The sequence below is a fragment of the Actinomyces sp. ICM58 genome, assembly GCF_000283035.1.
Lineage (GTDB): Bacteria > Actinomycetota > Actinomycetes > Actinomycetales > Actinomycetaceae > Pauljensenia.
The window spans coordinates 1-16,322 of record NZ_ALIY01000090.1 but is presented as its reverse complement, the minus strand read 5'-3'; the positions used below and the strand labels follow the sequence as shown (position 1 = coordinate 16,322).

The 16,322-nt window shown below is 66.3% G+C and carries 4 protein-coding genes; all 4 read right to left on the bottom strand.

What is annotated here, in order from left to right:
• Nucleotides 1-3,306, bottom strand: a 3,306-nt coding sequence (locus HMPREF1138_RS04465; protein WP_009057042.1) for a leucine-rich repeat protein, incomplete at its 3' end; no start/stop codon positions are given.
• Between the two features lie 288 nt (nt 3,307-3,594).
• Nucleotides 3,595-7,026: a S8 family serine peptidase gene (locus HMPREF1138_RS04460; protein WP_009057038.1), complete on the bottom strand. Its 3,432-nt coding sequence runs from the start codon at nt 7,024-7,026 to the stop codon at nt 3,595-3,597.
• Nucleotides 7,027-7,381: 355 nt separating this feature from the next.
• Nucleotides 7,382-11,284, bottom strand: coding sequence for a S8 family serine peptidase (locus HMPREF1138_RS04455; protein WP_009057044.1), 3,903 nt, complete (start codon nt 11,282-11,284; stop codon nt 7,382-7,384).
• 1,977 nt (nt 11,285-13,261) lie between these two features.
• Nucleotides 13,262-15,874, bottom strand: coding sequence for a leucine-rich repeat protein (locus HMPREF1138_RS04450; RefSeq protein ID WP_039936889.1), 2,613 nt, complete (start codon nt 15,872-15,874; stop codon nt 13,262-13,264).
• Between the last annotated feature and the right edge of the window lie 448 nt (nt 15,875-16,322).

Genomic DNA, 16,322 nt, shown 5'->3' with positions numbered 1-16,322 from the left:
CGCCCCGCTGCCGGGCATCAGGTAATACCAAGACCCACCCTCCAGAAGCCAGCCGGTCACCATGGCACCAGAAGCAGGGTCCAGGTAGTACCAGGTCCCATCCACGCGCTGCCATCCCGTGGCCATCGCCCCGCTGCCGGGCATCAGGTAATACCAAGACCCACCCTCCAGAAGCCAGCCGGTCACCATGGCACCAGAAGCAGGATCCAGGTAGTACCACGAGAAGGCGTCACGAACCCAGCCGCTCACCTGCTCGCCCGTGGGCGCGTGATAGTACCAGGAGCCGGAGTCATACGCCCATCCGGTTCGGATGTAGCCAGAGGGGTCGAAGCGGTAGATCTGAGCATCGAGCACGACGGAGGTGTTCGCCGGGAATCCCCCGTCCGCGTACACGAAACGCCAGCCAAGCGGGCCCCAACTCCACGACCCGATCCTCGGGTCGGGGAAGGTCGTGGGAGCCGGGCGCGAAGCGGGCACCGGGTAGACGGGAACCGGCTGCTCACCGGCGTGGGGGGTGATGGCGGGCACGGGGGCACCGCCATCGTTCGGAGCGGGCAGGGCGCCCGGAGTCGGGGACGCCGGCGTGGGCGCGGGCAGGGAGCGGGTCAGGGTGAGCGTCGCCGAGCGGACGAGCCCGGTAGCGTCGCGGACCTCGACGCGCAGGCTGGCCGCGGTCCCGGACGGGGTCCACGTGTAGGCGAGCGAGGAGGAGCGCGTGTCCGAGCTGTTCGGCATCGACCCCCAGTCGCGCAGGACCGCCTCGGCCCCGTCCGCTTCGACTTCGACGAGGCGTGCCTCGCGTCCGCCCAGCGTCCCGCCGCTCGCTGCGACGGTGAGGGGCACTCCCGCTCCCTGGCCCGCGCTCACCGAGTACCCGGCCCCGGCCTCGTCGATGCCGGAGCCCGCCAGAGTGAGCGTCGGTGCCTCGTAGTGGAGGAGGTGGGAGGCCTCGTAACCGGCGGCAGCCATCGCACCCGCCGCAGTACGCCACGCTGCCGTCCCCTCGGGGGCCGCCACGTAGATGATCGTGTCATCCTTCTGGTCGGTCGCCATCGCGTCGGCGAGCCTGAGCGAGGTCAACGTCGCGGGCAACACCAGGACGCGCGGCGTCTGCCCCGAGAAGGACACCGTGGTCATGCCCTCTCCGAAGAACGCGCTCTCCGGGCGCCCATTGGCCGCCACGCCCTGACTCGAGAAGACGCCCTCCACGCCGCCGCGCACCAGGATATGACGCGCGACGCGGGCCCCGCGAGCATCCATTCGTAGCTCGCGCACCTGCGAACCCAGCTCGACGGTGTCCAGGCCGGTGTTCGTCAGCCCCGCGGCTTCCCGCACGGAGTCAGGGATCCCCAGTTCCGTCAGGTTCGCGCAGCCGTCGAAGGCTCCCTCCCCGATGGTCTGGAGGCCGTCGGGTAGGACGACGCGGCGCAGGGAGGCGCTGTTCTCGAAGGCCTCGGCGCCGATCACGGTGGTCCCCGGGGCGACCACGACCTCGGTCGCGGTGCTGGCCGGGGGGAATCGCACCAGGGTCGAGGCCCCCTCCTGACCGCGGTAGAGGGCGCCGTCAGACACGGAGAAGGTGGGGTTGGAGAGGCTGACGCTGATCGTCGCGAGCCGCTCGTCCTCCTCCAGCACGTACTCCCCGAGGTCGGACAGGGCTGCGCCGACGTGGAACGAGGTCAGCGCCGGCATCTTCGCGAAGGCCTCGTCGTCGACGCTCGCCACGGAGTCCGGCAGGGAGATGGATATGACGCCGGTGCCGACGAAAGCGCCTTCCGCGACGCTCGCCAGCGTCCCGAGGTCGGGGCGCAGGTTTACCTCGCGCAGCGCGGCGTCGTCGCGGAAGGCGTTGGTCGAGACGTGCCTGGCTCCGCCCAGGTCGACGCGGGTGAGCGCGGGCATGTGCCAGAAGGCCGATGCGCCCATCGTCTCGAAGGCGTCGGGCAGCGTCAGCTCGCGCAGGTGGGCACCCTCGAAGGACTGGCTGCCGATGCGGCGCAGCGTGGAGGGCAGGGACACGGACTCCACGCGCGCCATGAGGAACGCCATGTCGTCGATTCCCTCGACGCCCTCGGCAATCGTGTAGGAGCCTCCCGCGCTCCTGGCGGCGGGGTAGGCGATCAGGCGCGTGCGGTCCCGCGTGTACAGGACCCCGTCGAGGGACTCGTAGTGCGCGTTGGCGCCGTCCACCTCGATGCGGGTGAGTTCGGGCGTCTCCGCGAAGGCGCCCACGAGCTGCCCCGCGGCGACGCTGGGCCCCAGGCGAAGCGAGGTCAGGCGGGGCATCTCGACGAAGGCGTCCGGCGCGACCCTGACGAGCGAGCGGGGCAGGGACAGGTCCGTGATGGCCGTGTTGACGAAGGCACGGCTGCCTATCTGCGTGAGCTGGGAGGGCGCCTGTTCCCCATCGTCGAAGGTGAGCGACTCGAGGGAGCTGCCTGAGAAAGCCTCGTCGCCGATGATACGCACGCTGGAGGGCACACGAAGGGAGGTCACCCCCGTCCCGCTCCAGGCATGAGAGGCGATCGCGGTGACGCCCTCGGGGATCACGACGGTCGCGTCAGTCCCCCGGTAACCGGTGAGGGTTCCATCCTCTTCGATGACGAAGTCGCCGGAGACATCAGGCTCGACCTCGACCTCGATCGAGGCGGTGACGGCGGCGCCGCTCTCGTTTGTCACGGTCGCACTCAGCGTGCCCCTGCCGGAACGAGCGGAGGCGGACAGGCTGGCGCTCGAGGTACCCTCGTTCGGGGTCAGGGTGGCGAGCGTGGAGGGGGTCAGCGACCATGTCACCGCGCGTGCGCTCAGGCTCGGCGCGAGGAGCGCGTTGACGACGACGCCGCCCCCGGGCAGCAACGTCAGCGAGGGGGAGGACAGCTCGATTCCGGTGTCCTCGGGCACGGCTCGGACCTGGACGGGCGAGACGCCAAACACGGAGCTCCTCGCCCGATCGGTCACGGTGATCTTCGCCTCGCCGACACCGACGGCGGTGACGAGGCCGTTGCCGTCCACGGTGAACACGGAGGTGTCCGAGGATTCCCAGATGACGTCGGAGCTATCCGCGGGGCGCGTGTCGTACAAGGCCTCGAAGGTCATGGATTGTCCGGGCGCGAGCACGGTGCCCCCGGGCCGCAGAGACAGGAATGACGGCGCGGCCTCGCCGCTGGACGAGACAACGCCGGAGTGCTGAGGGCCCACGCGCGACGCGGCCGCGTCGGCACCGAGTGTCGGGCTCGCCCCGCACACGGCGATCGACAGGGCGCCGACAAGCGTGACCGCCAGCGCCGATAACGTTCGATGGAACATCCACCACTCCCTCACTCGATCAGCACATCAGGGGGCCTCGCCCACGCGGGCGCGCCCCCTGACAAACAATATCTCAGCAACTATTACCGCGTACCTGTCAATTAGCTTGTTCGCGACAAACATCCCTGATAGATCACCCACACATCACACGCCCCTCACCAGCGCTTACAAGACCCAGCGTGGACCCACCGCGCGGCGCAACACGACCCCACCCCTCCCCCAAACGAGGCCCGCGCCCCGGACACGTGTCCGGGGCGCGGGCGTAGGATCAGCCGTCTCGGTCGCCGACTAACCGATCAGCTGGCCGTTCTCGGCAAAGTGATACCACTTGAGGTAGATGCGCACCCAGCCGGTCGCCATCGCGCCGCTACCGTGGTGCAGGTAGTACCAGTGGCCGCCTTCCTTCAGCCACCCCGTCGCCATCGCACCGCCAGAAGGGCTCAGGTAGTACCACGCGGACCCCACCTGCACCCAGCCAGTCATCATCGCCCCACCGTCCGGATTCAGGTAGTACCAGTGCACACCCGAGAGCACCCAGCCACTGGCCTGAGCGCCCGAGGCCGCGTGGAAGTACCACTGCCCACCCTCGAAGACCCAGCCGGTGCGCATGTACCCCGAGGCATCGAAACGGTAGGTCGCCCCATCGATGACGAGGGTCTCGCTCGCCGGGTAGGAGCCGTCCTCGTAGCGGTACCACCAGCCGCGCCCGTCTCGCTTCCACGCACCCGTCTTCGGCGCGGGAGCGGGAGCCTCCACGCGGATCGTGGCGCTCGCGGACACGAGCGAGGGCTGCGTCGGGTCGGTGACACTCACCGTCGCCTCGCCCGCGCCCACTGCCGTTACGACGCCGTCCGGGCTGACCGTGGCCACGGCCTCGTTGGAGGAGGACCATACGACGTCGGTCACGCTCGCATCCGCGGGCTCGTGGGAGGCGCTCAGCGTCACGCTCTGGCCCACCGACAGCGTCGCCGACTCGGGAGAGACGGACAGCTTCGTCATGGGAATGGCCTTGAGGTCCACCTTCACGCTTGCCCTATTGACCGGCCAGTCCCACACCTGCAGGTAGACGCTCGAGGGGTCACCACCCGCAGACTCGGCAATCTCGGAGAGCGGCACCTCGAAGTGGACGTGGTGCAGCCCGTCGTCCCCGATCTCGCCCCAGCCGTAGTACTTCTGGCGCATAAAAGGCTCGCCGTCCTGCGTCCACGAGAACCCGAATCCCGGGAAGGGCGACGCGTCGGTTGCGTCGAAGGACAGCGTGCGCCCATCCCCCTCGCCCGAAATCGCCACGTTCGAGATGACGGGTGGGGCCGTGTCCAGCGTGATCACGTGGGTCAGCTTCTCGGTGACAGGAGAGGCGCCACCGGTTGTGCCTTCGATGGTGAGCGTGTACTTCCCGTCCGGCAGCTCGTTCCCCTTCCCGTCGTAGCCATCAAACCAGGGCGCGCTGTCGAACGCGTCTTCCGCCCGGGTGACCTCCCAGTAGCGTCCGTTGGAGTAGGACCTGCTCTTGGGTGCGCCACCGTACTTGTAGGAGCGCACGACCTCCCCGGCCTCGTTGGTGTAGGTGTACGTCAGCGAGACGACGTCGCGCAGCAGCACGGTACCAGGGGTGGCATACGTTCTTGCGTATTCGTCCGTCGACCGGGAGATGATGTACAGGTCACGGTCATTCGTACTGATGGCTATATCCTCTTCAGGGTCGAAGGGGTTCAGCTGCCCGAGAGTCAGCCGGTGGAAGGTCATCTCAGACGTGCCGATGGTTTCCTTACCCAACACGGGGCTGTCGAAGATTGGCGTGTCGGCACTCGCGCCGTAAAAGCCCAGGTAAGGAACGGTGAGATCGGGCTGTCCGTCCGTGCTCGTGAAGGTCACCGCGCCTTCAACGAACGTACCGTTGGGCGTCTGCTTGGTCGCGAACGAGGCGAACTCGGCCTTCGGGTTGACGGTGACGGTCACCGTGGCGCTGGAGGCGGCGGGCACGGTCACCGAGCCCTCGGAGAAGGTCAGATCGATTCCCTTACCCGTCCAGTTCGTCGAATGCCTCGTATAGAGGGAGCCACTGATGCTCTCGGAGAGCGCCTGCCCACCAAGCGTGTAGGTGTGGGCGGTGTCGGAGAGGTTGGTCAGCTGCACCTGGAATGTCCACCCGCTGGTGCCCTCGCCCAGCTCGGCCTTCGGCCGCGACGGGTTCGCTGCGCCCACGACGGCCGGGTACACGGACGAGGTCGTGGCCGCCAGCGCGTCCACCATGCCGGCACCGACCCAGCGCGGGGACCAGTAGGCCCCGTCCGTCGCGTCGACATCCACGATCGGGTGGGCGGTGCCCATCAGGAAGTTGGTAACCAGGGCACTGCGCTCCTCCTCGCTCATCGCCGCGGCCATCGGATCGGCCGCCAGGCGCTGACGCACGAGGGCCGCGACGCCAGCAACCTGAGCCGACGCTTCGCCCGTTCCGTCTAGGTCACGTACCTCATTGCCGGGGACAGGAGCCCTCACATCCCACCCGGGCGCGGCGATCTCAGGCTTGAGCCTCATGTCGGGAGTCGGCCCCCACGAGGAGGCCGCGTAGGGCTTATAGCCCTCCTGACCGTTCCCCGCGGCGACGCCGACGGCGGCCACTGCCAGCACGGAGGAGTACGAGCCGGGAGCGCCAACGGCACCCAGATCACGCTCGTGCGCACGCCACTCCGAGCGCCCACTGTCTCCGGCGGGCGCGTCGACGCTCACGCCCGCGTCGGCGAGCCGCTCAAAGACCTGCTCGTACAATGCCGACGCGTTGCCACTGAGATCCCGGTCCGCCATGAAGGCCACGGACACGACGTCGGGTTTGATGACCATCGCGTCATCCAAAGCTGCCAGCAGGTCGGAATCGCGCGCGCCCGACGCCCCATTGGAGACGACCTTCGCGACGACGAGCTGAGCCTGAGGGGCTGCGCCACGATACGTCGCCCCGTTCGCTGCCGCGAGCGCCGCCATACGAGTTCCATGCGCGTGCAGCGTATAGTCCTCGGGCCCGTAGTCGTAGCCGCGGGACAGATCCGTGTCACCATCGGCGTAGTCGTAGGCGAAGGGAATCTTGTCACTGACCCACGCGCCGCCCCGCCCGGCGTCCAGCTGGGAGCTGAGAGAGGCGCTCTCCTCCTTCGTCAGGTGCAACGACGCGGCGTCCATGCTCCCCGCGAAGGCCTCGTTCGAGGTGTCGAAGCTGGCGTCGATGACCTCGATAACGCGGCCCCGACCCGAGCCGGCGACCTGGTCGGCGCGCGTCTCTTTCGCCGGATCGGCGATTGGCGCGTCCGCAGCCACTGACATTTCGGGATAAAAGACCGGCTCGCGATAGCGTTCCACAAACGCGTCCGCGACGCCGCGAACGCTCTTGATAGACGCGAGGGTGGATGCGGGTGCCTTGATCGCGAAGCCGTCGACGGCGTGGTGATAGTCCCGCACGTCCTCGATGGTGGCGCCCGGGGACGCCTGGGCCACGGCCTCGGCGATGCGCGCTTTCACGTCCCGATAGGCGGCCGCGCGGTCCTGGCCGACGACGCCCTCGTCGAGCCGGACGATGACGGTGGCCTGCTGGTCCGAGGCTTCCTCGCTGGTCGAGGAGGACTCGGCCCGGTCTGCGTCAGTCGCGAACGTGGGTGGCGTCATCAAAGCGGTGATGGCAAGGGCACCGGTCGCTATAAGCGCCAGTGCCGACAGTCGACGGTGGTTCATCTGCGGCTCACTTTCTTCACAGCTGGTCGATGGGGAGATACATCGTCACGAACCCCTCGCTTTAAGAGTAACCCACACCCACCCATAGGACGATGGTTGTCTCGTATTTTTCTCACCATCTGTCAACGAATTATCCCCTGAATTCGTATGATAAATTACTTCTCTGCCCAGCGTTATACGGCACGAGCAGAGAGACGATCACCCACCCCACCGCCAAGCCCCCTCACGCGTTCGCACCGACCCCCGTGACGCTCCCACATATCGGACCAGCCGATGCAGACACAGGCCCGCGCCTCCCGAAAACTGACCGGGAGGCGCGGGCGTCGGCACGAAGCTTCGAACCTGGGTGCGGGCGTTAGCTGATCAGCTGACCCGCCTCGTTGAACTGGTACCACTTCAGGTAAATGCGCACCCAGCCGGTGGCCATCGCACCGCTGCCGTGGTGCAGGTAGAACCAGTGATCGCCGTCCTTAAACCAGCCAGTCACCATGGCCCCGTTGGCGGGAGACAGGTAGTACCAGGTGCCACCCACCTGCAGCCAGCCCGTCACCATGGCCCCGGTGTCCGGATCCATGTAGTACCAGTGCACGCCATCAAGCACCCACCCCTTGGCCTGGGCGCCGGACGCATGATGGTAGTACCACACGCCCCGCTCGTTCACCCACCCGGTGCGCATGTAGCCGGCCGCATCGAAGCGATACGTGGTCCCATCGAGCACGAGCGTCGTATCCGAGGGGTAGGAGCCATCCTCGTAGCGGTACCACCAGCCGTGGACGTCCCACAGCCAGGTGCCCGACTGCGACGCGGGGCCCGCAGCACTCACGCGAACAGTGACGCTGGCACTCACCGAAGGCTGGGTCGGGTCGGACACCGTGATGGTCGCCTCGCCGGCACCCACCGCGCTGATGACGCCATCGTGGTCGACCGTTGCCACGGCCTCGTTCGAGGAGGACCACACCACGTCGGTCACGTTCGCGTCATCGGGCTGGTGAGTGGCGCGCACCGTCGCGGTTTCGCCGACCGTCATCGTGGCCGCCTGCGGCGACACCGACAGCGACGTCATCGCAACCGGCGTCACGACAACGGCCGCGCTCCCGCGGTTCACCGGCCAATCCCACGCCTGCAGGTACAGGCTCGAGGGGTTCTCGCCCAGCGCCTGCGTCACCTCCGAGAGGCGAACCTCGTAGTGCTGGTGGAACAGGCCATCGTCTGCGCGAGCGGACGGGTTATCTTCGACGTGCCACATCGTCACCGCACCATCCTCACCAAGCGAGAAACCGTAGCCTGCGATCGGCGAGGAATCGCTCAGATCGAAGGACAGCGTGCGCGCGTCCCCCTCGCCCGCGACGGACACGTTCGAGACCGTGGGAGCCGCAGTATCCAGCCAGAAGCTATAGCTGGTCTGGTGGGTCTGCGCCGAAGGGCCGTAGTTGCTGGCCTCGATCGTGACCGTGTAGCGCCCGTCCGGCAGCTCATTGCCGTCAGCGTCATAGCCGTCGAAGCGCGGGGCGCATCCGGGCGACATGAACTCGACGTTGTGCGAGGCGCGCCAGTGGTCGTCGTAGACGGACTTATCCGAACGGTCGCACGTGAAGCTGCGCAGGGTCTGGCCGGCCTCGTTCGAAAGAGTGAACGTCAGCGAGGGGACGGCGCGCAACAGCACCGTTTCCGTGCCGATACTGCGCCGGGCCTGCTCCTCCGCGGAACGCGAGATGACGACTCGGTCGGGGTCAATGCCGTCCGCCATCCGCGCATCCTCCTGGCGGAAGGGATTGGACTGGCCGAAAGGCATGACGCCGTGCGCGACCGTCGACCCGTAGCCGACCTTATGGTTGTTCGGCCACTGCTGATCGAAAACGTTGGGCGCGCCCCACGACCCATAGAAGCCCATGTAGGGCACCGTCAGATCGGGTTGCCCGTCGCTGCTCGTGAAGGTCACCGCGCCGTCGACGAATGTTCCGTTGGGAGTGGTCGCGTTCGCATACGAGGCGAAGGCCTCGCGCGGAGTCACCGTCACGGTCACCGTCGCGCTGGAGGAGGCGGGCACGGTCACGGAGTCCGCCGAGAACGTCAGGTCAATGCCCCGCCCCGCCCAGTTGGTCGCGTGCCGCGTGAACAGCCCGTTCTCGACGTTTTCGGACAGCACCTGACCGCCGAGCGAGTAGGTGTGGGCAGTGTCGGAGACGTTCGTCAGGTTCACCTGGAAGGTCCAGCCCTGCGTGCCGTCCCCCAGGTCGGCCTTCGGGCGGGAGGGGTCAGCCGCGCCCACCACGGTCGGATACACGGGCGAGGTCGTTGCCGCCACCGCGTCCACGAGGCCCGCTCCGACGCGCCGCGGCGAATAGAAGGTCCCGTCCTCGCGGGTCGCGTCCGAGAGCGGGTGGGCGGTACCCATCAGGAAATTCGAGACCAGCGCGTTCTTCTCCGCAGCGCTCTTGCCCGCGAAAGCGGGGTCGGTCGCGACGCGCTGACGCACGAGGGCCGCGATCCCCGCGACCTGGGCCGAGGCCTCGGCCGTTCCGCTCTGGCGGTCGTAATTGTTGCCGGGGGTGGCGGACATGACCCGACCGCCGGGCGCCGCGAGCTCGGGCTTGAGGCGTAGGTCGGAGGTGGCTCCCGAGGAGGAGAAGTCGGAGACCTCGACGTTCGCTGGGACGGAGAGCGTCGCCGAGGGGCTCACGGTGACCTCGACGTAGCCGGACTCGGAAGCCGCGATCGCCTCGCGGAGGGCGTCCCCATCAGACTTCGTAATGGTTCCCGCCCGCACACTAAACCAGCGATCCACGTCCGCCTTCTTGGGGGTGTCGCTGTCTCGCACGTAGGCGAGCATGAGACCGGCGGGCTTGCTCGTGAGCGACTTCAGGTTCTTCAGCTGGTGCTTGAGCTCGACGTCGCGCCCGTTGTCGTCAGTGCCTCCCCAGTCTTCGAGGATGATCGTGCGCGACAGGTCCCCGTAGTTCGACCCGAGGTACTTCTCCAGGTCCGCCGTCGTACCGTTTCGGGCGTACACGACCCGGTAGGTTCCCTCCGCGAGGCTCTCGAAGCCGGGTGCATCACCCTGGTTCATCCTGGTGATGGTGCGGTAACCGATGCGTCGGTCACCGAAGGTCACCGCTCCCATGATGTCCTGCTCGCTGACCGAGGCCACCGCCAGGGTGGACGAGTAGGACGCGGGGACGGCGATCATGCCGTTGTCCGGGTCGCTGGCGTAGCTTCCGCTTCCTTCGTTTCCGGCGGGCGCGTTCACCGTGATACCCGCGGCGTTCAGGTTCTGGTACACCTGCGAGTACAGCGCCTCGGAGTCCGAACTCATCCCCTCGATGGTCGCGAAGGACACGGTGAGGACGTCGGGGGCAAGGACAGCGGCGTCATCGAGGGCGGCCAGGAGCGCGCTGTCGTTGGCCGTATCGGCACCGTCCTGCGTCACCTTCGCGACGATGAGCTGAGCCCCGGGAGCCGCGCCCTTGAATGCGCTGCCGTTGGCGGCCGCGAGGGCAGCGGCGTGCGTGCCCTCGGTGTAGGCCCCCCAGGTTTCGCGCCCACCGTCATCCGACCCCAGGACGTCCGCGTCGCCGTCCCCGTAGTCGTAGGCGAAGGGAATCTTGTCGCTCACCCACGCTCCGCCCTTGCCGGCGCCCAGCTGGCCGGTCACCGCGGCGACTGCATCCTTCGTGAGGCGCAGCGAGGCGGCGTCCACGGTCCCCGCGAAGGCCTCGTGCGAGGTGTCGAAGCGAGTGTCGATAACCTCAACGACCTGCCCCTCACCCGCCATGGCAGCGCGGTTCGCGCGTGTCATCTGCGAGGCCGTCCCCATGGCGGGGGCGTTATCGGAGTTCTGGCCGTCCTGGATCCCCCAGAAGTCGATGTCGTTGACCAGCGCGTGGCGCCCTTCGACGAACGCGCCCTCAACGCCGGGCGTGGCCTTGATGGCCGCCAGGGCCGAAGGCGGCGCCTTGATCGCGAAGCCCTGGAAGACGTGATGGTAGTCCCGCACGTCCTCGATGCTTGAGCCCGGCCTGGCCTGCGCTACGGCGTCACCGATGCGCTTCTTTGCCTCGGCGTAGCGGGAGGCCTGGTCGCCGGGCTCCTGCGCGAGCCGGACGATGATGGTGACCGCCGAGTCGTCCGCCGCCTGGTTGGTCGACGAGACACGGGTGCCGGTCGCGTCGGCCGCTAAGGCGGCCGGCACACTGACGGCGGTGAGAGCGAGGGCACCGGTCGTGAGTAACGACAGTGCCAACAGGCGACGATGAGACATCTGCGGCCCACTTTCTTAACGGTTGGACAGATGGGCGCCGACAAACATCGCGCCCCACCACTAGCGTAGCGCATACACCTTTCCTCCGACATGGTTTTTGGGTATTTTTCTCGCGATCTGTCAACACCATCCATCGCGAACTTAAAGGAAAAGCAAGGCAACTGACCATGTCAAGATGCGCAATTGAGGGGAATTCCTACCAGCCCACACAACAGTGCGTCCGTGCGCCAACCCCGGCAGGTCGGGATAAAACGACACAACGCGTTGGTCGCGGCTCGGTCCCAGGCATCGTCGAGGGAGGACGTCTGCGCTCGGACGCCCTCGCCGCAGCGCCTCAGACAGGATGCGCACCATCGACGACGCCCTCCCGGCGTTTATCGGCGCCCGCCGGGCAGCGCCGCACCAGTGAGAGAGCGTGACTCCAGTGAGGGAGCATGACACCAGGGGTAATGGTGGGGGTTTTGCACCATTAGAAGCATCCTGCCGGCGTGTCGCCGGCGTGTCGTGGCTCTAATGATGCAATTCCCCCCGTTTGGTGGCGGTGAGGTCGCCGTTCAGGGCGGTGAGGTCGCGGTTCGCGGCGGTGAGGTCGCGGTTCGCGGCGGTGAGGTCGCGGTTCGGGGCTGCGTGGCGCCCACAGTGCAGACCACCCCAGCGACAAACGCCGACAATGGGCTCGTATGGGCGAGGTGGTCTACGTTGTGGGCAAAACTGTCTCGGACATGGTGTGTTGTTCGCACGCGAACCTGCTAGTGCGTGCGCTCACCGGCTATATCGCACGTCAACCCACTATTCCGTGTCTGGGCGGGGCTGCCCACGCTCACATTAGCGGGTTAACGTGCGCATTAGCGGACCCACGCTCGCATGAGCGGGCCCAGGCGCGGATCAGAGAGCCCACGTGCGAGGTGTCGGTCCCAGACGCGCATGAGCGGGCCCACGTGCGCGCGGGTGCACGAGGGGAAGCCGCCCGGCGGTCATGCGGCGGCGAAGCGTGCCCGTGTGCGCGTTGCTAGCGCTCGCTCGGAGCAATTTCGCATGCAATTCGATTGAGTGAACTTTCAACAATACCTACAAACGTTGCAATTCCAACGATGCGAATGTGTGATGCAACAGAGCGTCGGGGGAATTGCATGCGACATTCTCAGATAGCCCACCAAGCGGCAGCGCGCCAGTGTCCTGGCACGGTGAATGCCGTCGCTGCTAACGACCCGCCCAAGCCTCACCGTGACGGACCAAGGGGCCACACACAGGCTCGCGATGACACAACCACCTTCAGCACGGTCTTTCCCGCACCGGCAAGCTGGAAACGAGCTACACAACCACCACTTTTTGCCTATCCTCCACGTTGGCGCTCACCGCCTTCAACAGCGACTTTCCCGCGCCAGCAAGCCGACAAGTCGCTACACAACCATCACGTTTTGTCCATCCTCATAGTTGGTCCCAACCAACTTAAACATCGACTTTCCCGCACTAGCAAGCCAAAAAGTCACCCTGCTAGCAACACGATTTGTCCATCCTCATAGTTGGTCCCAACCAACTAAAACATCGACTTTCCCGCATCAACAAGCTGAAAAGTCACCCCTCCCGCAACGCGTAGTGTCCTATAACCCTAACCCGCGGGCCCCGGGTCGGACCGATCGGCGGGAGGCGAACGACCCACTGGGCGAGCCCACCACGGACAAGCAGAAACGCCGAGGGGCCAACCTCACGGTCGACCCCTCGGCGTATCCCATCAACACAGTGCACGTTCGCCCAAATAGCTCCTCAGAAGATTCACGCCGACGCGGCCACTATGGCCGACATCGCCTTTCCTTGTATGCCTCTACTGTAGGAAGCCAACCTTGCCGAAACGACAACACAACCTGAGGATTCCCTGAGACTTTTCATGCCGTCACTGCCCGCAACGACAGGGCGCCTGCGCCCCCCGGAACACCGGCGACGCAGGCGCGCGGAAGGGGCTTACCACCCTCTCCCGATTCAGCGGATCAGCTGACCGGTCTCGGAGAAGCGGTAGTACCGCCACCCGATCCAGACGCGGCCCGTTGCCATCTGGCCGCTTCCGGGCTTCAGGTAGTACCAGGAGTCACCGTCCTTGAGCCAGCCGGTCTTCATTGTGCCGGTCTGCGGGTCAAGGTAGTACGAGTGCGAGCCAACCGTGACCCAGCCCGTGGCCATGGCACCCGTGCTCGGGTCCATGTAATACCAGGAGATCCCGTCGAGAACCCAACCGGTGGCCTGGGCGCCCGAGACGGCGTGGTAGTACCACAAGCCCTGCTCGAAGACCCAACCGGTGCGCATGTAGCCGTCGGCGTCGAAGCGGTACACCTTGCCGCCGATGGTCTTACTCGTGTTGGTTGGGTAGGTGCCATCCGCATAGCGGTACCGCCAGCCGCGAGCGCCCCAGGCCCACTGGCCCTGCGCGGGCGTCGTGTCAGACGAGGCCTTCACGGTCGTCGAGGTCACGGTGTGGGGATCCTGACGCACGTCGAAGCGCAGTGACGCTTCAGCGCTGGTCGGGGTCCATGTGTAGGAAGAGGTGGACGCGCTCTGGTCCGAGCTGCCCTGCATCGACGTCCAGTCCTGAAGGACAGTGTCGGTGCCGTCAGCGCTGACCTGCACGACGCGCAGCTCGCGTCCGCCCAGGGTGCCTCCCTGCGCGGAGACGTTGATGGTCGTCGGTGTGCCCACGGTGGTGGTGAGCGTGTACCCGGCCCCGGCCTCGTTGATGCCGGTGCCCGACACACTCACCTGGGGGGTCGTGTACTCGAAAAGGTTCTCCGTGTTGTAGCCGGCGTTCTTCATGGCCTTCTCGGTGAGCGTCCACGCCTTCGAGCCCTTGGGGGCGGCGACGTAGATCTCGGTGCCCGCCTTGAGGTCATCGTCCATGTCGGCGGCGAGCTTGATCTCCTCGACGGTCGAGGGCAGCACCAGGACGCGGGGAGTGTCGAACCAGAAGGTGAATCGGGTCATCCCCTCGCCGAAGTAGGCGCTGTCCGGGCGGCCGTTGGAGGCCTTGCCCTCGTAGTAGAACTCGCCGTCGTTACCGCCGTGCACGATGATGTGGCGCGGGGTGGTGGTCGCGCGCGGGGTCATCCACAGTTCCGTGACCTTCGTTCCCAGCTCGATCGTGTCCAGGCCGTTGTTAACCAGGCCGCGGGCGACCGTCACCGAGTCGGGGATGACGAGGTCGGTGAGGTTCGTATCGCCGTCGAAGGCGCCGTAGCCGATGGTCGTCAGTCCCTCGGGCAGGACGACGCGGCGCAGGGAGGAGTTGTTCGCGAATGCGGCATCAGCGATAGCGGTCGTCCCCTTGGGAACCGTCACATCTGTGTCCGTCTTCGTGGGCAGGTACAGGACCAGGGTGCGGCCAGCGTCGCCCTTACCGTACAGGGCACCGTCTTCCACGGAGTACACCGTGTTGGCGGGGTCCACGGTCAGCGAGGCAAGGTTGTTCGCGGCCACGAATGCGGATTCTCCGATGGTGGCAATGCCCGAGCCCAGGTGGAGCGAGGTCAGGGCGGTGTCGTTGGAGAAGGCACCCTTACCGATCGAGGTCACCGAGTCGGGAAGTGTGGCGGAGGTGAGCGCCGTGGTGTCGAAGGCGTAGTCGCCGACCTCGGCCAGGCGATTCAGGTCGGGACGGAAATTCACCTCGGCGAGGGCCCTGTCGTAGCGGAAGGCACTATCCGGCAGCATCGTGGCACCACCCAGGTCAACGCGTTCCAGCTTGGACATGTACCAGAAAGCCGTGTCGTCCATGGACTCGAAGGCGTCAGGCAGGGTCAGGGACGTAATCCGCGATCCCACGAACGCACCCTTGCCAACGTTACGCAGATGCGAGGGCAGGGTCACGGAGGTGATCTGCGCAGAGGCGAAAGCACCCTCGTCAATGAATGCGGTCTCCTCGGCGACGGTGTAGGAGCCGCCCGAGTTCTTCGCCTGCGGGTATGTCGCCAGGTGCGTCAGATCCTTCGTGTACAGGACGCCGTCGAGGCTCTGGTAGTTCTGGTTCGCGGCGTCGACCTCGATGCTCTCCAGGAGCGGGGTGCGTGCGAATGCCGCAAAAAGGCCGTCGGCCTGGACATGTGGGCCGACGTTGACGGAGCGCAGCTTCGCCATGTCGCTGAAGGTCTCGAGGCCTGCCGTCTTGAGAGAACGAGGCAGGGAAACGCTCTCCAGGGGTGTGTACGAAAAGGCGCGGTCCCCGATCGTCTCGAGCTGCGAGGGGTGCGCGTCATCGTCCTGGAAGGTGACCTGGGTGAGCGGCTGGCCCGCGAAGGCAGAGTCGTCGATCGTGCGCACGCTCGCGGGGATCCACACGCTCGTCAGCTGTGCGTTGGTGAAGGCATTCGAGCTGATCTCGGTCACGCCCTCGGGGATGCGAATGTCCGTCGCCCCTCCCGTGTAGGCGACGAGCACGCCGTCGGCGTCGACGGTGAACTCATCATTATTGGCTTGCGGCGCGGCGGCTGCGTTCACCTGACCGCCCGTGCCCGTGTCGGCCGCGAAAGCGGCGGGCATACTGACCGCGGTCAGCGACAGGGCGCCGGCGAGCGCGAACGCCAGCACCATTGACTTTCGATGGGACATTTCAAACCCCTCTATTGGCAGTTGGTAAGGGAAGGTTCCGTGTTGCGATCACGACCCTTGTGTCAAACATATCCCTTGAGAGGGTTTCCGGATATCTCCTGAGACGCATCTTCTCAGTATGCGTCGACATGCTTGCGACGATCTTCATTGGTATTACCATGCATGACCCACGGTAAGCAGGGGTCATCGGCGAACCTCTACACGTCCCATTTCGTTGCGTTTTCCAGGGTTGTACCACATCTTTCCACCGAATCTGACAAAGTTACCGAGGACTCGAATTACTCGCGTCAACACCCGCCGGAGGTCCACGAACAGGGGGTGGATGTGTCGCCGATGGACCTAATGGTCGAACGGTGTCACGCAAGGCGCTGCCCGCCCGTTCATCCCTCCCCGCGTTCTCGCCGCTCACGGTCGACACATGGCTTGGCCTGAGGGGCGGCACAGGCCC